Origin of the sequence: Ancylobacter lacus (assembly GCF_018390635.1) — a bacterium.
GTDB lineage: Bacteria > Pseudomonadota > Alphaproteobacteria > Rhizobiales > Xanthobacteraceae > Ancylobacter > Ancylobacter lacus.
Genome location: NZ_JAHBGE010000072.1, coordinates 85,318 through 104,434, shown reverse-complemented (window position 1 = coordinate 104,434; position 19,117 = coordinate 85,318). Strand labels below are relative to the sequence as shown.

Sequence of the window (19,117 nt, the reverse complement as noted above, 5' to 3'; positions counted from 1 at the left end):
GATGTCATCGGATGGATGAGAAAAACGCATCCATCGCGCGCCCGCTGCCGCCGCTCACCGCGCTGCGCACCTTCGAGGCGGCGGCGCGGCTGGAGAGCTTCAAGCGCGCCGCCGCCGAGCTGGGGGTGACGCCCACCGCCGTGAGCCACCACATCCGCCGGCTGGAGGCCGATCTCGGCGTCGTGCTGTTCCACCGCGCCACCCGGCGCGTCACCCTGACCGAAGAAGGGCGCGCGCTTCACGGCCCGGTGCGGCAGGGTTTCGAGGCGATGGCGGAAGCGGTGGCGCGGCTGCGCCGGCGGCCGGTGCGGCAGGTGGCGACGCTGTCGGCCACGCTCGCCTTCACCGCGCGGCTGCTGGTGCCGCGGGTGGCGCGGTTCCGGGCGCGGTTTCCCGGCTGGGACCTGCGCCTCACCGCAACGGACGAGCCGGTCGACCTGCTCGCCGGCGAGGCCGACGCCGCCATTCGCTACGGTGCCGGCCCCTATCCCGGCCTCGAGGCCGTCGACCTGATGGCCGACCGCTTCGCGCCGGCCTGCGCGCCCCACCTCGGTATCCGCACCCCGGCGGATCTCGGCCGGGCGACGCTGATCCATGTCGATCCCCTCGCCTTCGCGCCGGGGGCCAGCGTGCCGAGCTGGCGGCACTTCGCCGCCCGCGCCGGGCTGAAGGGGCTCGACAGTGCCGGCGGTATAGCCTTCAACGACGAGGGCAGCGCCATTCAGGCCGCCATCGCCGGGCAGGGTATCGCGCTGGTGAGCCTCGTGCTCGCGGCGGGCGAGATCGAGCGTGGCACGCTGGTGTGCCCGTTCGGCCCGACGCTGGAGGGCCTGACCTATCGCTTCGTCGCGCCCGGCGGCGGCGGACGTCCCGCCGCGCAGGTGCTGCGGCAATGGGTGACGGAGGAGTTCGCCGCCCACGACAACCCGGCGGACCCGGAGAGCCGGCGGGCGGCACGCGGGGCGACGCCCTGAGGGCGGCCGGGCCGGCGCGGCCAACACGCCGGCGGCGCACCCGGGTCGATGATCAGGGCCGCGGCCGCTGGCCCTGTTCTCCCGCCTCGGCCGGCCGCTCCATCACCACCACCTCGATCGGGTCTCCGCCGAGGCCGTGGGAGAAGAAGCCGGTGCGGACGCGGACGAAGCCGTGGCGGGCGTAGAAGCCTTCCGCGTTCAGCGTCGCCTCGACCGTGATCGGCCCGTCATGGCCCTGCCGCGCCGCGGCGATGCCCTGGGCGAGGAGCCGCGCGCCAAGCCCCTGCCCGGCCGCCCCGGGCTTCAGGAACAGCCGCGTGACCTCGCCGGGCTCGGCATCGACAAAGCCGACCACCTCGCCGCCCGCTTCCGCCACCACCGTGCGGCCCCGGGCAATGATGTCCTCATAATAGGCGGGACTGCGGGTGCCCATCCAGCCAGCGATCTGCTCAGGGGAATAACGTCCCGCCGCGAGCGCCCGCACCGACTGCACGGTGGTGTCGAACAGCGCCGCTCCCTCGCCCGGCCGGGCCGGGCGCAGCAGCACCGGCTCGTCTGCGCGCTCCACGCCGGGCGCCGGCACCGCGGCCGCCGTCATCTCAGCTCGCCGCTTCCGGCAGGCGCAGCGGCGGCGCCCGGCCGGCCACTAGCAGCAGGTCGCTCTCATCCTTCAGCTGGACGCCGGTAAGCCGGCGCGCCAGCGCCTCCTTCAGCAGCCACGCCAGCTTGAAGGCGGCGAGATCGTGGGAAAGCCCCTCCCCGCGCACGTTGGAGATGCAGTTGCGCTCCGCGTCGGTGCGGCCGACCTTGGGTTCGAAGGTGAGGTAAAGGCCCAGGCTGTCCGGCGAGGAAAGGCCGGGCCGCTCGCCCACCAGCACCACCACGCAGCGCGCGCCGAGCGCCGCGCCCACCTCGTCGCCGAGCGCCACCCGCGCCTGGCTCGCCACCACCACCGGGCCGGTGCGCCAGCCATTCTCGACGAGGCGGGCGCGGAAGGCGGCGAGGAACGGCACCGCCTGAACATGGATGGCGGTGGAGGAGAGCCCGTCCGCCACGACAAGGGCGATGTCGGGCGCCGCCGCGGGGTCGCCCTGATGCAGCGCCTCCAGCGTGGCGCGGCCTTCCGCCGAGAGCCGCCGGCCGAGATCGGGCCGGCGCAGATAGATGTCGCGCCCGGTGGCGGCGGAGGACACCGTCACCGTCTCGAAGCCGAGGCCGGCGATGCCCGCCGCCACGGTGGCGCTCTCGAACGGGGTGTGGACCGCGTCGCGCGCCTGCGCATGCGCCAGCGAGAAGCGCAGCACCTCGGCGGTGGGCAGCCCGGCCCCGACCCGGCCGAGCGCGATCCGCGCCGGGGTCAGCCCGGCAAGCCGGCGCCAGGAATCACGATGAACGGGGGAATCATCACGATGAACGGGGGAGTCGTCGCGGCGCTCCGGCGGCTCGCGGCCGCCGGCGTTCTCGGGCGTGGTGCCGTCGCCGGCGGCAGGGGTTCCGTTCGTCCCGGTGGCGCCGCTCATGCCGCCAGCCCCGGCGCGGCGGCAAGCAGGGGGTGGTTGGCGCCTTGCGGGCGCAGCCGGCCGTCGGCCTCGGCGATGCCCATCTCGGTGAGCCAGCGGGCGAATTCCGGCGCCCGCCGGAGGCCCAGCACCTCGCGCAGATAGAGCTGGTCGTGGAACGAGGTGGACTGGTAGTTCAGCATCACGTCGTCCGAGCCGGGAATGCCCATGATGTAGGTCACGCCCGCCGCGCCGAGCAGCGTCATCAGCGTGTCCATGTCGTCCTGGTCGGCCTCGGCATGGTTGGTGTAGCAGACGTCGCAGCCGAGCGGCACGCCCATGAGCTTGCCGCAGAAATGGTCCTCCAGCCCGGCGCGGATGATCTGCTTGCCGTCATAGAGATATTCCGGGCCGATGAAGCCGACCACGGTGTTCACCAGCAGCGGCCTGAATGGCCGGCACACCGCATAGGCCCGGGCCTCCAGCGTCTGCTGGTCGACGCCGTGATGGGCGTTGGCCGACAGCGCCGAGCCCTGGCCGGTCTCGAAATACATCACATTGTCGCCGACCGTGCCGCGCTTCAGCGACAGCGCGGCCTCGTGGCCCTCCTTCAGCACGGCGAGATCGATGCCGAAGGAGGCGTTGGCGGCCTGCGTGCCGGCCACCGACTGGAACACGAGGTCCACCGGCACGCCGCGGTTGATCACCTCCACCGAGGTGGTGACGTGGGTCAGCAGGCAGCCCTGGGTCGGGATGTCGAAGCGCTGGATGATGCCGTCCACCAGCTTCAGCAGCTCGCTCAGCACCGGCACGCTGTCCGAGGCCGGGTTAATGCCGATCACCGCGTCGCCGCAGCCATAGAGCAGCCCGTCGAGGATGGCGGCGGTGATGCCGGCGGGATCGTCCGTGGGGTGGTTGGGCTGCAGCCGCACCGCCATGGTGCCGGGCAGGCCGATGGTGTTGCGGAACCGGGTCACCACGCGGCACTTCTTCGCCACCATGATGAGGTCCTGGTTGCGCATCAGCTTGGAGACCGCCGCCGCCATTTCCGGCGTGATGCCGGGGGCAAGGGCGGCGAGAACCGCCGGCGTCGCCCGCTCCGAGAGCAGGAAATCGCGGAAATCGCCGACCGTGAGGTGCGCCACCGGGGCGAAGGCCGCGGCGTCGTGGGTGTCGATGACGAGGCGGGTCACCTCGTCCGCCTCATAGGGCACCAGCGCCTCGGTGAGGAAGGTGGCGAGCGGCACCTCGGCGAGGCACATGCGGGCGGCGACGTTCTCCTCGGCCGAGGCGGCGGCGATCCCCGCCAGCATATCGCCCGAACGCGGCGGGGTCGCCTTGGCCATGAGCTCGCGGAGGTCGGCGAAGACCCAGCTTCGCGCGCCGATCATGTGACGATAGGCCATGAGACACCTCCTGCGCCGCGGCACCGGGGCGAGAATGCCCGAACCGGCGCCACGGCGGAACCTGCTGCATTGTGCGGCGCCCGCGCGCGCCTGCCAAGCCCGCCCCTGCCAAGCCCGCCCCTGCCATCCCCTCCGCGTGAAGCCCGCCGGCATCAAGCAGGCAACCTCGCAACGTCGGCATACCACATGCCACGCTTTACGCCGGTCGGCCCGCCCGCTACCAACCCGACATGACAGGGCCCGCCGGAAGGGCGGGCGGCACGGGGACAGCGCGCATGGCCACCTTCATCCTCCTCCACGGCTCCTGGCACTGGGGCGGCTGCTTCGGCAAGGTGGCGAACCTGCTGGCGGCGCAGGGCCACGCCGTCATCGCCCCGGACCTCGCCAGCCACGGCTTCGACCCCACCCCGACCGCCGCCGTCACCGACATCGCGGTCTATGCCGCGCCGGCCAGGGCGGCGCTGGAGACGGTGTCGGGCAAGGCGATCCTGGTGGGCCACTCGGTCGGCGGGGCGACCTGCACCTGGCTGGGCGAACTGATGGCGGAGAAGGTCGCGGCGCTGGTCTATCTCACCGGCTTCATGGCGCCCGCCGGCCGCAGCGCGCGGGATTTCGTCATGACCCCGACCTACCTCAAGGACCCCGCCATCGTCGCCAGCCAGGGCATGCTGCGGATGGGCAAGGAAGGGCTCGGCGTCGATCTCGCCAAGCGCGACCTCGTGGTCGGCTCGCTCTATTCCGACTGCGCCGAGCGCGACATCGAGGTGGCGCTGGCCAATCTGGTGCGGGTGACGCCGCACGCGCCCTTCGCCGCGGTCTCGCAGGCGACGCCCGGCCGCTATGGCCGGCTGCCGCGGCACTACATCGAATGCCTGCACGACCGCGCCCTGCCGCTGGCGGTGCAGCGCGAGATGCAGCAGGCGGTGCCCGGCGCGACGGTGCACCAGCTCAACAGCGGGCATTCGCCGTTCCTGAGCCAGCCGGAGGAGCTGGCGGCGACCCTCGCCCGGATCGCCTGAAGGCCCGGAGGCGCAGCGGCAGGGCCCTATCCAGACGCCCTACCTCGATGCTACCGTGAAGAGGTGCCACGCATGGGGTGGCACGTGGGGGACATCGTGCCGAGCGTTCGAGTTTGCGTTTCCACCGTGGCGGCGCGGATGCCGCGTTTCGTCGCGGTCCTCTTCGTTGCGGCCCTGGTCGTCGGCTGCGCCGGACGGCCCGGCCCTGACGCGCTCGACATCAGCGAGACGGCGGCGCCCGGCACCCATGACCACACGGTGCTGGTGGCGTCGACCCGCGCCCGCGACCCCCAGCCCGGCGTGTTCTACAATGGCGACCGGTCGGAAGCCCTCAGCTTCGCCCGCTTCGACATCAGCGTGCCGCCCACCCACAAGGCGGGCGAGGTCGAGTGGCCGCGCAAGTCGCCGCCCAACCCCGCGACCGACATGGTGGTGCGCGAGGCCGCCTACCGCCAGACCCCGCAGGAGTTCGACGCCGACCTCGCCGCGGAGCTGGCCAAGCTGCCCCCCGGGCAGCGCCGGGTCATCATCTTCATCCACGGCTACAACACGCTGTTCTCCGAGGCGCTCTACCGCATCACCCAGGTGGCGGAGGATTCCCACCAGCCGGGCATCCCGGTGCTGTTCACCTGGGCCTCGCGCGGCGAGACGGTGGACTATGTCTACGACAACAACAGCGCCACCGCGGCCCGCGACGGCCTCGAACAGACCATCCGCCGGGTGTTCGCCAGCGGCGCGGAGCAGGTGAACATCCTCGCCCACTCCATGGGCAACTGGGTGACGGTGGAAGCGCTGCGGCAGATCCGCATTTCCGGTGAGCTGATCCCGACGCAGAAGCTGGGCAATGTCATCCTCGCCGCGCCGGATATCGACGTCGACGTGTTCAAGACCCAGCTCAAGCGCTTCGGCAAGCTGCCCAAACCCTTCATCGTCATCGTCTCGGGCGACGACAAGGCCCTGAGCTTCTCCCAGTTCATCGCCGGCGGAAAGGGGCGCCTCGGCTCCTACACCAACGACGCCGAGCTGGTCGAACTCGGCGCTGTGGTCATCGACATGACCAAGGTGAAGGGCATCGACGACTTCAACCACGGCAAGTTCGCCCAGCTCGTGGCCATGGCGCCGGAGATGCAGAAGCTCGTGCTGGCGGCGCGGGAGGGCAAGGGACCGGAAGTGGTCGACGTCAATGGCGTGCGCGTGGTCGGGCTTGCCCAGTTCGGCCGAGGCCTGTCGCCGCTCGACAAGCCGCGTCTTCCGGGCCTGCCGCCCGGCAAGCCGCAGCCGGCAACGCCCCCGCCCGCCACCCCGGACGAGGTCGCCGCCCCCGCCGCCGACCCACGGGCGCAGTAGGGCGACCCCGCGCGAGCGGGCCGGCGGCGCAGGGAGCCGAACCCTCGCGGACAGGCGACGCCGGACGCAGATGAAGGCGGCGACGGGGTCGCACGACCTCGCCCCGCCGCGGTGCCGCGATGGGGCCACGCCACACCGGCCGCCAAGAGGCTCGAGAGCATTGACCGGGATGGCATTGACCGAGTTGCCCGGCCGGTTTCCCGACGCGGCCGCGAATGGCCCGGCTCACCTAGGCCGGCCTGTTCACAGCCGGGACATCCCGACGTCAACCGAGCCCGCGACCGCCGGAGGCGGCTGACCGGACGCGGGAATGCCGCCCGCCCGCATCAACTTTCCTTCTCAGCCTCATGAGAACATCGCGTTTCCCGATGCCGGCGGGTTCGCCTAGCGTGCCGCGCGATGTCGCCCGCCGGAGCTTTCCATGTCGCCGCCCGCCGCTTCTGCCTCCCACGGCGCCTCTCCCGCGCCCTCCGCCGCGCCGCCGCCCGCCACGCCGGAAACAGGGCGGGCGGCGGGCGGGAAGCCCGATGCCGGCGCCCGGCCTCTGTCGCGTCCCCGGCTGCCGATCCCGCTGCTGGTCGCCACCTTCTGCGTGCTGTGGTCCTCCGCCTTCGCCGGCGCCAAGCTGGCGCTGGCGGATTGCCCGCCCCTGCTGCTGCTCACCGTGCGCTTCCTGCTCGCGGGCGGCGCGATGCTGGGCCTCGCCCGGCTGACGGAAGGGCGGATCGCGCTGACCCGGCGGGACCTGCGCTCGCTGGTGCTGATCGGCACGCTGAACAACGCGCTCTATCTCGGCCTCAGCTTCGTCGCCCTCTCCTTCGCCAGCTCGGCCTATTCGGCGGTGCTGTCGAGCTGCCTGCCGCTGCTCGTGGCGCTGGCGGCCGGCCCGGTGCTCGGCGAGCGGCTGACGCCGGGCAAGTGGCTGGGCATCGGGCTGGGGCTCGCCGGCGTCGTCATCGTGCTGCGGTCCCGGCTGGCCGGGGCGCATGAGAGCGTGGAAGCGACCGTGCTGATCGCGCTGGCGGTCACCTCGCTCGCCGCCGGCACCGTTGCCTACAAGGCGCTGAAGCCGCAGGGCGGCATCTGGACCGGCACCGCCGTGCAGTTCCTCACCGGCGGGGTGCTGCTGATGCCGCTGGCCTTCGCCACCGAGAGCCTCGCCGACATCCACCTCACCGGGCGCTTCCTGCTGGGGCTGGGCTATCTCGTCTTCGCGGTGTCGATCGGCGGCTACTGGCTGTGGTTCTACCTGCTCACCCGCTCCACCGCGACGGCGGCCTCCAGCCTGCACTTCCTCATGCCGCCGCTCGGCCTGCTGTTCGGCTGGCTGCTGCTGGGCGAGGCGGTGCCGGCGATGGACATCGTCGGCATCGTGCCGATCGCGCTCGGCATCTGGCTGGTGACGCGGGCGGCGCCGCCCGCGCGATGAGGCGGCGCCGGCGCGCTCAGGCGGTGGCGGTTTGCGCCGGCCGCAGCGCAGGCCGCAGCTCCGCCAGCAGCTCGTAGGAGCGCTTCTTGGCCTCCGGGTCGTAGATCGGCGTGGTCACCATCAGCTCGTCGGCCAGCGTGGTGGCGAGGAAGCGGTTTAGCCCGGCCGCCACCGTCTCCGGCCCGCCGACCAGCACCCGCTCGCGGTTGCGGCGGATGAAGGCGCGGTCGGCTTCGGTGTAGGGATAGGCCGCCGCCTCCTCGGGCGAGGGAATCGGCGCGAAGGAGCCGCGCTGCCGGCGCAGATGCGACAGGTCGACCGAGGCGGCGAGCCGCTCCGCCTCCGCATCCGTCTGCGCGCACACCACCGACAAAGCGAGGATGGCGTGGGGCTTTTCCAGATGCTCGGAGGGCTGGAAGCCCTCGCGGTAGCTCAGCATCGCGTCGAGAACGTCGTGGGTGGCGAAATGGTGGGCGAAGGCGAAGCCGACCCCGATCTGCGCGGAGAGCCGGGCGCTGTAGCCGCTGGAGCCGAGCAGGAACAGCGGCGGCAGCCGCACATCCACCGGCATGACCTGGATCTTGCGGAACGGGTGGTCCGGCGCCCAGCGGCCATCGTCGAAGGCCATGAGTTCGCGCAGCCGGTCGAGGAAATCGTCCTCCGGCTCGACATTCTGCCGCCGGCGCAGCGCGATGGAGGCGAGCTGGTCGCTGCCCGGCGCCCGGCCGAGGCCGAGATCGACCCGGCCGGGATAGAGCGCCTCCAGCACCTTGAACCGCTCCGCCACCATCAGCGGCGCGTGGTTGGGCAGCATCACCCCGCCGGAGCCGACCCGGATGCGCCGGGTCGCGGCGAGGATCTGCCCCGCCATAATGTCCGGCGCCCCGCTCGCCACGGAGGGCAGGTTGTGGTGCTCCGCCACCCAGAACCGGGCGAAGCCGAGCGCATCGACGTGGCGGGCGAGGTCGATCGTGCCGCGCAGCGCCTCAGGCCCGGAATGGCCGGCGGTGACGAAGGAGAGGTCGAGAACCGACAGCGGCACGGCCGCGGCCGGGTTCCCGGGCGAGCCGATGGGCTGGGAAGACGGGGGCTGATGAGCGTTCATGCGAATTAGGTGGTGCCGCCCCGGCCCGCCGCAAGTGGGTCGCGCGCGATAGAACTGGGAGAATCGGGCTGATTCCGCGGCTGGTCCGCGCGCGCCGGGAGTGGCGATGAGGGGCAACCGGCCGGTGGCACCACCCCTCCCGATGAGGTTGCGCCCACTGGAAACAGGGTTGCGCCTGTGGTATCACCTTGGCACTCCATCTATCGCAACCACACCCGGGCAAAGCCATGGCCACCACCACGATCGGCGTGAAGATCGACGAGGATCTGCGCAACCGCCTGAAGATCGCCGCCGACCGCCATGGTCGCACCCCCCACGCCGTCATCAAGCAGGCCCTGCTGACCGCGCTGGAGCGGCTGGAGGCCGGCGAGGCGCTTGCCGCCCCCGGCGAGGATGCCGAGCCCGACGCGCCGGCGCTGCCGGAGCCCGCCCGGCCGGACAACCGCTTCCTGCCCTTCGCCCAGGGCGTGCTGCCGCAGACCGTGCTGCGCGCCCGCATCACCTCCGCCTACCGCACCCCGGAGCCGGACTGCGTGCCGCTGCTGGTGTCGGAAGCCGCGCTCGGCGCGGAAGAAGCCGCCCGCGTGCGCGAGCGCGCCGCCGCACTGGTGCAGGCGCTGCGGGAGAAGGGGCGCAAGGGCGCGGTGGAAGGGCTGATCCACGAATATTCCCTCTCCAGCCAGGAGGGCGTCGCGCTGATGTGCCTCGCCGAGGCGCTGCTGCGCATTCCCGACCGCGCCACCCGCGACGCGCTGATCCGCGACAAGATCGGCGTGGGCGACTGGCAGTCCCATCTCGGCCACAGCCCCTCGCTCTTCGTCAACGCGGCGACCTGGGGCCTGCTGGTCACCGGCAAGCTGACCGCGACGACCAGCGAGAGTGGACTCACTGTCGCCCTCACCAGACTCATCGGTCGCGGCGGCGAGCCCCTCATCCGCAAGGGCGTCGACCTCGCCATGCGGATGATGGGCGAGCAGTTCGTCACCGGCCAGACCATCTCGGAGGCTCTCGCCAACTCCCGCAAGCTGGAGGCGAAGGGCTTCCGCTACTCCTATGACATGCTTGGCGAAGCCGCCACGACGGCGGCCGATGCCGCGCGCTATTTCGCCGATTACGAGCAGGCGATCCACGCCATCGGCAAGGCCTCGGGCCGGCGCGGCATCTATGAGGGGCCGGGCATCTCGATCAAGCTCTCGGCGCTCCATCCGCGCTACGCCCGCGCCAAATATGAGCGCGTCATCAATGAGTTGCTGCCCCGCGTCGCCGCTCTCGCCCGTCTCGCCCGCCATTACGACATCGGGCTGAACATCGACGCCGAGGAGGCCGACCGGCTGGAAATCTCGCTCGACCTCCTGGAGGCGCTGTGCTTCGACGAGACGCTGGCGGGCTGGAACGGCATCGGCTTCGTGATCCAGGCCTATCAGAAGCGCTGCCCCTACGTCGTTGATTTCCTTGTCGATCTCGCCCGCCGCAGCGGCCGCCGGCTGATGGTGCGGCTGGTGAAGGGCGCCTATTGGGACAGCGAGATCAAGCGCGCCCAGCTCGACGGGCTGGAGGGCTTTCCGGTCTACACCCGGAAGATCCACACCGACGTGTCGTATCTCGCCTGCGCCCGCAAGCTGCTCGCCGCGCCCGACGCCGTCTTTCCGCAATTCGCCACCCACAACGCCCAGACACTGGCCGCCGTGATGGAGATGGCGGGGCCGAACTACTATGCCGGGCAATATGAATTCCAGTGCCTGCACGGCATGGGCGAACCGCTCTACGAGGAGGTGGTCGGGCGGGAGAAGCTCGGCCGGCCGTGCCGCATCTATGCCCCGGTCGGCACCCACGAGACGCTGCTGGCCTATCTCGTGCGCCGCCTGCTGGAAAACGGCGCCAATTCCTCCTTCGTGAACCGCATCGCCGACCTCGCCGTCCCGGTCGAGGACCTGGCGGCGGACCCGGTCGAGGCGGCGCGGGCGATCCAGCCCGTGGGCGCGCCGCACCCGGCGATCGCGCTGCCCGCGGCGCTGTTCGGCCCCGCCCGGCGCAATTCCGCCGGCCTCGACCTGTCGAACGAGCAGCGGCTCGGCTCGCTCGCGGGCGCCCTGCTCTCGGGCGCGGCGACGCCGCTGCGGGCGGTGCCGCTGCTGGGCGACGGGCCGGCGCCCGGCCGGCCCCGCCCGGTGCTGAACCCGGCCGATCACCGCGACGAGGTCGGCATCGTCGAGGACGCGACCCCGGAGACCGTGCAGCGCGCGCTGGAACAGGCGGTCGCCGCCGCGCCCATCTGGCAGTCGACGCCGCCGGCCGAGCGTGCCGCCTGCCTCGCCCGCGCCGCCGAGCTGATGGAGGCGCGGATGCCCGCGCTGATCGGCGTCATCGTGCGGGAGGCCGGCAAATCGATCCCCAACGCGGTCGGCGAGGTGCGCGAGGCGGTCGATTTCCTGCGCTATTACGGCGCCGAGGCCGCCGCCCGGCTCTCCAACGACACCCACCGACCGCTGGGGCCGGTGGTCTGCATCAGCCCGTGGAACTTCCCGCTGGCCATCTTCACCGGGCAGGTCGCGGCGGCGCTGGCGGCGGGCAATGCGGTGCTGGCAAAGCCGGCCGAAGAGACCCCCCTCATCGCCAGCCTCGCCATTGGGCTGCTGCGCGAGGCGGGCGTGCCCCCCGGCGTGGTGCAGTTCGTGCCGGGGGCCGGCGATGTCGGCGCAGCCCTGGTCGGCGATTCCCGCACCCGGGGCGTGATGTTCACCGGCTCGACCGAGGTGGCGCGGCTCATCCAGCGGCAGCTCGCCGGGCGGCTGAGCCCGGAGGGGCGCGTCATCCCGCTGATCGCCGAGACCGGCGGCCAGAACGCGATGATCGTCGATTCCTCGGCGCTGGCGGAACAGGTGGTGGGGGACGTCATCGCCTCCGCCTTCGACTCGGCGGGCCAGCGCTGCTCGGCGCTGCGCGTGCTGTGCGTGCAGGAGGACGTGGCGGAGCGCGTGCTCACCATGCTGCGCGGCGCGCTGGAGGAGATCGCGCTCGGCGATCCCGCCCGCCTCGCCACCGATGTCGGCCCGGTCATCTCCGCCGAGGCGCAGGCCACGATCGAAGCCCATATCGCCGCCCTGCGCGGAGCGGGGCGGGCCGTGCATCAGATCGCGGTGCCGGCCGAGTGCCGCGCCGGCACCTTCGTGCCGCCCACCCTCATCGAGATCGAAAGCCTCGCAGAGCTGAAGCGCGAGGTGTTCGGCCCGGTGCTGCATGTGGTGCGGTTCGCCCGCGAGCGGCTGGACGACCTCATCGGCGAGATCAACGCCACCGGCTACGGCCTCACCTTCGGGCTTCACACCCGGATCGACGAGACCATCGCGCATGTGACCGAGCGGATCGAGGCGGGCAATCTCTATGTCAACCGCAACATCATCGGCGCGGTGGTGGGCGTGCAGCCCTTCGGCGGCCATGGACTGTCCGGCACCGGCCCCAAGGCCGGCGGCCCGCTCTATCTCTACCGCCTGCTGGCGACCCGCCCCGTCGACCTGCCGCTCGAGGCCCCGGCCCGTGCGCCGGAGCCGGCCCGGCTGTTCGTCGCGAGCCTCGCGGACGCCGGCATCCGCGCCCGCTGCGAGAGGCTGCTGGCGGCGACCCGGCACGGCGCCACGGTGGACCTGCCCGGCCCGGTGGGCGAGCGCAACGTCTATCGCCTCACCCCGCGCGGCACCGTTCTGTGCCTGCCGGCCAGCCCGCTCGGCTTCGCCCTGCAGGTGACGACGGCGCTGGCGACCGGCAACGAGGTGCGGCTGCCGCCGGCCTATGCCGAACAGGTGCCGGCGGGTCTCGGCGTCGTCGCCGGCACCGTCCTCGACCGCACCGCCGCCGCCTTCGACGCGGTGCTGTTCGAGGGCGACGGCGACGCCCTGAAGCGGCTCGGCGAGGAGGTGGCGGCCCGCCCGGGGGCCATCGTGCCGGTCGCCGGGCTCGGAACCGGACAGATCGAGGCGGGCGAGGACTACCCGCTCGATCTGCTGCTGCTGGAACGCTCCACCAGCACCAACACAGCGGCGGCCGGTGGCAATGCCAGCCTGATGTCGATCGGCTGAAAAGGCGGAATGAGCGGCATTTAACACTATACCTCGTCTGCTTCGACGCTTTCAGCTTGGGCGGATGAGGGGTTTCCCCTCATCTCGCCCAGCTTCCGCAACGCCGCGACGTTGTTGCTGGACAGAGGTCGCGCCTTGCCCCAGTGTTACCTCCAACGTTACATAAAAACGGCCGGGGCTATGGAAGCACGCAAGGATCCGGGACCAAGCCCAGCGCAGCGCGCGCGGGATGAGGTCAGGCGCGCCCAGCGCCGCGCAGGGTATGTTTCGCCGGAAAATCCCTATTCGAAACTGCCGACCTGGGTGCCCTATCCGCTCGCCCGGCTCATCATGGCCATCATCATGCCGGCGAACGACACCGGCCCGCGCAAGCGCAAGCGGCGCAGTTCCTCCCGGCACTGACGTCCCCGAACGGATCATCGCGTCCTCGACCGAGGGCGGCCGTGGACCGGTGCGCCGGGCGTGGCGGCCGGGCCGCTGGCACGCACAGGCCCGCCGGGCGCGAATCGCGGGGCGTCTCGCCACCGCGATCGCACGCTCGACGCCGCCGGCGCGCCCGCCGGGCTCCCCGCCTTTCTTGCGGCGCGGCGCGGACGCCGGATGGGCCGATTCGGCTGGACCGGACCCGGCCGCCGGTGGCCCGGACCGGCCGTCCTTTGGCGGCGAGGGTCTTGCCCTGCGGCAGGCGGCGAGGTCGCACCCCGGGAGGCGCTCTTGAACTCCTCCACCTTCCCCGGCTAGTTGAAGGCAAAGACAGGAAGGGGCGCAGACCCATGCAGCGCGCGGCGCGGACCATCGATCCCAACAGCGACGCCGCCATCGCGGCTTCCGTCACGCCACGGCCGATCGAGCAGATCGGCGAGGCGCTCGGCATCGCCGCCACGGACCTCTACCGCTACGGCCCCTACAAGGCCAAGGTCGCGCTGCCGCTGGCGGCGCGGGCGGAGGCCACCCCGCGGGGCCGGCTCATCCTGGTGACGGCCATCAACCCGACCCCGGCCGGCGAAGGCAAGACCACCACCACCATCGGCCTCGGCGACGCGCTGGCCCGCAGCGGCAAGCGCACCGCCATCGCCCTGCGCGAGCCGAGCCTCGGCCCGGTGTTCGGCGCCAAGGGCGGCGCCACCGGCGGCGGCCGCGCCCAGGTGATCCCGATGGACGAGATCAACCTGCACTTCACCGGCGACCTCCACGCCATCACCGCCGCGCACAATCTGCTCGCCGCGGCGATCGACAACCACGTGTTCTGGGGCAACGCGCTCGACATCGACGTGCGCCGCGTGACGTGGCGCCGGGTGATGGACCTGAACGACCGCGCCCTGCGCCGGGTCACGGTGGGCCTCGGCGGCGTCGCCAACGGCTTTCCGCGCGAGGACGGCTTCGACATCACCGTGGCGAGCGAGGTGATGGCGATCTTCTGCCTCGCCCGCTCCCTCACCGATCTCGAAGCCCGGCTCGGCCGCATGGTGGTGGCGCAGACCCATGCCCGCACCCCGGTGACCGCCGCCGACATCGGCGTCACCGGCGCCATGGCCGCGCTGCTGCGCGACGCCTTCCAGCCCAATCTGGTGCAGACGCTGGAAGGCACGCCGGTGCTGATCCATGGCGGGCCCTTCGCCAACATCGCCCATGGCTGCAACTCGGTGATCGCGACCCGCTCGGCGCTCGGCCTCGCCGACTATGTGGTGACGGAGGCCGGCTTCGGTGCCGATCTCGGCGCGGAGAAGTTCCTCGACATCAAGTGCCGGCAGGCGGAGCTGACGCCGGCGGCGGTGGTGGTGGTCGCCACCGTGCGGGCGCTCAAGATGCATGGCGGCGTGCCCCAGGACGGGCTCGGCCGCGAGGACGTCGCGGCGGTCGAGGCCGGCACCGCCAATCTGGTGCGGCACCTCCAGAACATGGCGGCCTTCGGCCTGCCCACGGTGGTCGCCATCAACCGCTTCAACAGCGACACCCCGGCCGAGATCGCGACCATCGAGGCGGCGTGCCGGGGCGTCGGCGCCGGCGTGCACCTGTGCACCCACTGGGCGGAAGGCTCGGCGGGGACGATGGAGCTGGCCGCCACCGTGATGCAGCTGGCCGAGCAGCCTTCGCGCTTCCGCCCGCTCTATGGCGATGACCTCTCACTGATCGAGAAGATCGAGACCATCGCCAGGCGCATCTACCGGGCCGGCTCGGTGGCGTTCGATCCGGCGGCGCTGGCGCGGCTGGCGGATTACGAGGCGCGCGGCTTCGGCCGGCTGCCGGTCTGCATGGCGAAGACGCCGTACAGCTTCTCCGCCGATCCCGGCCTGCGCGGCGCCCCGGAAGGCTTCGTGCTGCCGGTGCGCGAGGTGCGGCTGTCGGCCGGCGCCGGCTTCGTCGTGGCGCTGTGCGGCGATGTCATGACCATGCCCGGCCTGCCGCGCCGGCCAGCCGCCGAGCAGATCTATGTCGACGAGGCCGGCGCCATCTGCGGGCTGAGCTGACACGCCCCGGACGCCGCGCCCGCCGGGCGCGGCCAGCACCACAGGCCGCTTGCCGAAACCGGTAGACGGAAGGCACTTAAAATGCCTCGGGCTTCGCCCGTGTGGGTTCGAGTCCCACAGCGGCCACCACATCCCGCACCCGCGGCCACGACATCCCCGGTCTCGCGGCGGCCGCTGCGAGGCCATGGGCGGGGCGGCCGGAACCGGGCTGGACCCGGCGGGTTCATGAGCCGAGGATGGCGCTGCCCACGGTGGCGCGCGGCGTGGCGCGAAGGAGGCGGGGAATGGATCGGTTCACCGGCGGCTGCCTGTGCGGCGCGGTTCGCTTCGAGGCGACGGGCCGTCCCCACCGGGTCGGCCTCTGCCACTGCCTCGACTGCCGCAAGCACCATGGCGCGCTGTTCTACGCCGCGGCGATCTTCCCGCAGGAGGCGGTGACCGTCACCGGCGAGGCCCGCGACTATGCCGGGCGGTTCTTCTGCCCGCGCTGCGGCTCCTCCGTCTTCGCGCGCTTCGGCGAGGAGGTGGAGCTTCATCTTGGCGCGCTCGACGCGCCGGACCAGTTCATCCCGACCTATGAGAACTGGGTGGTGCGCCGCGAATCGTGGCTGCCGCCCTTCCCGCTCGCCCGGCACTACCCGCGTGACCGCGAGGGCACCGGCCCGACCGAGCCGTAGCGCGGCGGGCGGGCCCGGCGGGCCGGGTGCGCCCGCTCAGGCCACGCCGTCGCGGATCGGCGGCTGGAAGCTCAGCCCCATGTCCCAGGGAAAATAGATCCAGGTGTCCTGGCTCACCTCGGTGATGAAGGTGTCGACCACCGGCCGCCCCAGCGGCTTGGCGTAGACCGTGGCGAAATGCGCCTTGGGCAGCATGGCGCGCACGAGGCTGGCGGTCTTGCCGGTATCGACGAGGTCGTCGATGACCAGCAGCCCCTCCCCGCCCTCGCGGCCGGCGGCGAACACCGCCTCGGCGATGGGCTTCAGCACCTGCATCTCGCCCTGGTTCTGGTAGTCGTGATAGCTGGCGATGCACACCGTCTCGATCAGCCGGGTGCCGAGCTCGCGCGCCACGATGGCGGCGGGAACCAGCCCGCCACGGGTGATGCAGACGATGCCCTCGAACGGCCCGGCCCCGGCCAGCCGCCAGGCCAGCGCACGGGCGTCGCGGTGGAACTGGTCCCACGAAACGGGGAAGGCCTTCTGCTGGCGGCTGTCGGTCATGTCGCGTATCCCGGCGAGGTCGATCTGCCGCGCATCCTTAGAGCACGGGCCGAGCCGGTTGCAACACAGGCGCGCCGAACGAGGCCGGCCACGCCATCGCCCGGCGACCGGCGGCGCTACCGGCGATGGTTACCCCAGAGCACCGGGCCGCCCCGGCTCGCCCCGGGATGCGCTCGCCCGCCCTCAGCGCGAACCCCGCTGCGCGATCGCGGTCACCATCGCCTGGACATCGGCCAGAGCCGCCGCGAGCTTTTCCGCGTCGCGGGCGCGCACCACCAGATTGGTGTTGGGGCGGCCGTCCTCGGCGATGAAGGGATAGCTGCCGATCGAGGTTTCGGGATGGGCCGCGGCGATGGCGGCGAGCGGGCCGCCGATGTCGCCTTCCTTGGCGTTGGCCTGCACCGTCTCGGAGAGCATCCGCCGCCCGGTGGCGAGCTTCGGCGCCACCTCGTCGAGCATCGCCTGCATGATGGTGGGCACCCCCGCCATGACGATGACGTTGCCGATCCAGAAGCCCGGCGCCTTCGACACCTTGTTGGCGACCAGCTCGGCACCCTGGGGAATCCGCGCCATCCGCAGCCGGGCCTCGTTCAGGTCGGCCTCGGGGATGCGCTCCAGCAGCATGGCGCGGGCGCGGGGATCGACGTCGATCGGCACGCCGAACGCCTTCGCCACCGAATCGGCGGTGATGTCGTCATGGGTGGGGCCGATGCCGCCGGTGGTGAACACATAGGTGTAGCGCGCCCTCAGCGCGTTCACCGCGGCGACGATCTCGGCCTCGATGTCCGGCACCACCCGCACCTCCGACAGGTCGATGCCGATGGCGGTGAGGTATTCCGCGATGTAGCCGATGTTCCGGTCCTTGGTGCGGCCGGAGAGGATTTCGTCGCCGATCACCAGCAGCGCCGCCGTTACCGGGGTATCCGTCGTGCCCATTCGATTCCCTCCCATGCGGCCCCGATGGATAGCGCCGCCCCAAATGAACGCAAGCCGCGCCGCAAGCCTCGGCAGGACGCCTCAACAATGTGCATGACCGGCGCCCGTGACGAATTTGCTCCGGCGGCCACCGTTCAGGCTCTTCCTATGGCACGCGGTTTGTAGCTAACGTGAGTCAGCAGGGGAGTAGAAGTCCGCCAATGACCGTCGCGTTCGACGAAATGACCAATGTGGACGGTTCGATCCGAACCGCCTATGCCGCCCTCTCCCGATGGCTCAAAGAGGTCCCTCCGGACGTCCTCGACTACCGTCGCAAGGAAGCCGAGTTCATCTTCCGGCGCATCGGCATCACATTCGCCGTCTATGGCGACAGCGACGCCCAGGAACGGCTCATCCCGTTCGACATCATCCCGCGCATCCTCACCAACAATGAGTGGCAGCGGCTGTCGCGCGGGCTGGAGCAGCGCACCAAGGCGCTCAACCTCTACCTCAAGGACATCTATTCCCGGCGGGAAATCCTCAAGGCCGGCGTCGTGCCGGAGGACCTCGTCTACCAGAACCCGGCGTTCCGCCCGGAGATGAACGGCCAGAAGGTGCCGCACGACCTCTATGTGCACATCGCCGGCATCGACGTGGTGCGCATCGACGCCGAAACCTTCTATGTCCTCGAGGACAATGCCCGCACCCCCTCCGGCGTCTCCTACATGCTGGAGAACCGCGAGATCATGATGCGGCTGTTCCCGGAGCTGTTCTCCGAGAACCGCGTCGCCCCGGTCGAGAACTACACCGACGAGCTGCTGGCGACGCTCAAGTCGCTCGCCCCCGTCACCTCGAGCAGCGACCCCAACGTCGTGGTGCTGACGCCGGGCATCTATAATTCCGCCTATTACGAGCACTCCTTCCTCGCCGACAAGCTGGGCGTCGAGCTGGTGGAGGGGCGCGACCTCTTCATCAAGAACGATGTCGTCTACATGCGCACGACCGAGGGGCCGAAGCGCGTCGACGTGATCTACCGCCGGCTCGACGACGACTTCATCGACCCCCTCGCCTTCCGGCCGGACAGCATGCTCGGCGTGCCGGGGCTGATGAGCGCCTACCACGCCGGCAACGTCACCCTCACCAATGCGGTGGGCACCGGCGTCGCCGACGACAAGGCGGTCTACAGCTACATGCCGGAGATCGTGCGGTTCTATCTCGGCGAGGAGCCGCTGCTGAAGAACGTGCCGACCTGGCGCTGCCGCGAGCCCGACCACCTGAAATACGTGCTCGACCACCTCGAAGAGCTGGTGGTGAAGGAAGTCCACGGCTCGGGCGGCTACGGCATGCTGATCGGTCCGCGCGCCGACAAGGCGCAGATCGAGATGTTCCGCGCCAAGCTGAAGCAGGACCCGACCAACTTCATCGGCCAGCCGACGCTGGCGCTGTCCACCTGCCCCACCTTCGTCGAGGAGGGCATCGCGCCGCGCCATGTCGACCTGCGCCCCTTCGTGCTGACCGGCGCCGACCGCACCCGCATCGTGCCGGGCGGCCTCACCCGGGTGGCGCTGCAGGCCGGCTCGCTGGTGGTGAACTCCAGCCAGGGCGGCGGCACCAAGGACACCTGGGTGCTCGACGAATGAGCGCGGGGTCGCGAATGTGACG

15 protein-coding genes and 1 tRNA gene are annotated in these 19,117 nt (G+C 71.5%); 10 read left to right on the top strand and 6 right to left on the bottom strand.

Translation table 11 applies throughout. The features are described from left to right. The first annotated feature begins 11 nt into the window (after positions 1 to 11). Positions 12 to 974: a LysR substrate-binding domain-containing protein gene (locus KHC27_RS17585; protein ID WP_213340695.1), complete on the top strand. Its 963-nt coding sequence runs from the start codon at positions 12 to 14 to the stop codon at positions 972 to 974. A 52-nt stretch (positions 975 to 1,026) separates the two neighbouring features. Here KHC27_RS17585 and KHC27_RS17580 read toward each other — a convergent pair whose 3' ends face one another. The 3 genes from KHC27_RS17580 to KHC27_RS17570 are packed head-to-tail and all read right to left on the bottom strand — an operon-like array spanning position 1,027 to position 3,879. Continuing rightward, complete coding sequence (locus KHC27_RS17580) at positions 1,027 to 1,572, bottom strand: GNAT family N-acetyltransferase (RefSeq protein WP_213340694.1); 546 nt, start codon at positions 1,570 to 1,572, stop codon at positions 1,027 to 1,029. A 1-nt stretch (position 1,573) separates the two neighbouring features. Beyond that, on the bottom strand, positions 1,574 to 2,494 hold the full coding sequence (gene eutC, locus KHC27_RS17575) for an ethanolamine ammonia-lyase subunit EutC (RefSeq protein WP_213340693.1): 921 nt from the start codon (positions 2,492 to 2,494) through the stop codon (positions 1,574 to 1,576). Then, entirely contained in the window at positions 2,491 to 3,879 is a 1,389-nt protein-coding gene (locus KHC27_RS17570; protein WP_213340692.1) for an ethanolamine ammonia-lyase subunit EutB, read from the bottom strand. Before KHC27_RS17570 ends, eutC begins: the two co-directional genes overlap by 4 nt. A 275-nt stretch (positions 3,880 to 4,154) precedes the next feature. Here KHC27_RS17570 and KHC27_RS17565 point away from each other — a divergent pair, with 275 nt between their 5' ends. The 3 genes from KHC27_RS17565 (at position 4,155) to KHC27_RS17555 (ending at position 7,674) form a co-directional block, all read left to right on the top strand. Further along, positions 4,155 to 4,898 carry an alpha/beta fold hydrolase gene (locus tag KHC27_RS17565; protein WP_213340691.1) on the top strand — a complete coding sequence of 248 codons (744 nt, stop codon included), beginning with the start codon at positions 4,155 to 4,157 and terminating at the stop codon, positions 4,896 to 4,898. A 138-nt stretch (positions 4,899 to 5,036) separates the two neighbouring features. After that, entirely contained in the window at positions 5,037 to 6,245 is a 1,209-nt protein-coding gene (locus KHC27_RS17560) for an alpha/beta hydrolase (protein ID WP_213340690.1), read from the top strand. A gap of 421 nt (positions 6,246 to 6,666) precedes the next feature. After that, a complete protein-coding gene (locus KHC27_RS17555) occupies positions 6,667 to 7,674 on the top strand; it encodes a DMT family transporter (protein WP_246520041.1) in 1,008 nt (335 codons plus the stop codon). A 16-nt stretch (positions 7,675 to 7,690) separates the two neighbouring features. Here the strand turns inward: KHC27_RS17555 and KHC27_RS17550 are convergent, their stop codons facing one another. Then, positions 7,691 to 8,779: an LLM class flavin-dependent oxidoreductase gene (locus tag KHC27_RS17550; protein ID WP_213340689.1), complete on the bottom strand. Its 1,089-nt coding sequence runs from the start codon at positions 8,777 to 8,779 to the stop codon at positions 7,691 to 7,693. 227 nt (positions 8,780 to 9,006) lie between these two features. Between KHC27_RS17550 and putA the strand changes: the two genes are divergently transcribed. From putA to KHC27_RS17525, 5 genes are all read left to right on the top strand, one after another. Continuing rightward, complete coding sequence (putA, locus tag KHC27_RS17545; RefSeq protein WP_213340688.1) at positions 9,007 to 12,852, top strand: trifunctional transcriptional regulator/proline dehydrogenase/L-glutamate gamma-semialdehyde dehydrogenase; 3,846 nt, start codon at positions 9,007 to 9,009, stop codon at positions 12,850 to 12,852. A 180-nt stretch (positions 12,853 to 13,032) separates the two neighbouring features. Next, entirely contained in the window at positions 13,033 to 13,254 is a 222-nt protein-coding gene (locus KHC27_RS17540; protein ID WP_213340687.1) for a hypothetical protein, read from the top strand. A 371-nt stretch (positions 13,255 to 13,625) separates the two neighbouring features. Next, positions 13,626 to 15,320, top strand: a complete 1,695-nt coding sequence (locus KHC27_RS17535; protein ID WP_213340686.1) for a formate--tetrahydrofolate ligase — start codon at positions 13,626 to 13,628, stop codon at positions 15,318 to 15,320. 43 nt (positions 15,321 to 15,363) lie between these two features. After that, positions 15,364 to 15,449: transfer RNA gene (locus KHC27_RS17530), tRNA-Leu, on the top strand. Positions 15,450 to 15,604: 155 nt separating this feature from the next. Continuing rightward, positions 15,605 to 15,997: a GFA family protein gene (locus KHC27_RS17525; protein ID WP_213340685.1), complete on the top strand. Its 393-nt coding sequence runs from the start codon at positions 15,605 to 15,607 to the stop codon at positions 15,995 to 15,997. A 36-nt stretch (positions 15,998 to 16,033) separates the two neighbouring features. On the opposite strand, the gene gpt is transcribed toward KHC27_RS17525, so the two are convergent. Together gpt and KHC27_RS17515 are read right to left on the bottom strand one after the other, a co-directional pair. Continuing rightward, a complete protein-coding gene (gpt, locus tag KHC27_RS17520; RefSeq protein ID WP_213340684.1) occupies positions 16,034 to 16,540 on the bottom strand; it encodes a xanthine phosphoribosyltransferase in 507 nt (168 codons plus the stop codon). Between the two features lie 183 nt (positions 16,541 to 16,723). Next, positions 16,724 to 17,476 (bottom strand): competence/damage-inducible protein A, encoded by a 753-nt coding sequence (locus KHC27_RS17515; protein ID WP_213340683.1) that lies wholly within the window; start codon positions 17,474 to 17,476, stop codon positions 16,724 to 16,726. Positions 17,477 to 17,676: 200 nt separating this feature from the next. On the opposite strand from KHC27_RS17515, the gene KHC27_RS17510 reads away from it, so the two are divergent. Further along, positions 17,677 to 19,095 carry a circularly permuted type 2 ATP-grasp protein gene (locus KHC27_RS17510; protein WP_213340682.1) on the top strand — a complete coding sequence of 473 codons (1,419 nt, stop codon included), beginning with the start codon at positions 17,677 to 17,679 and terminating at the stop codon, positions 19,093 to 19,095. Positions 19,096 to 19,117: the final 22 nt, after the last annotated feature.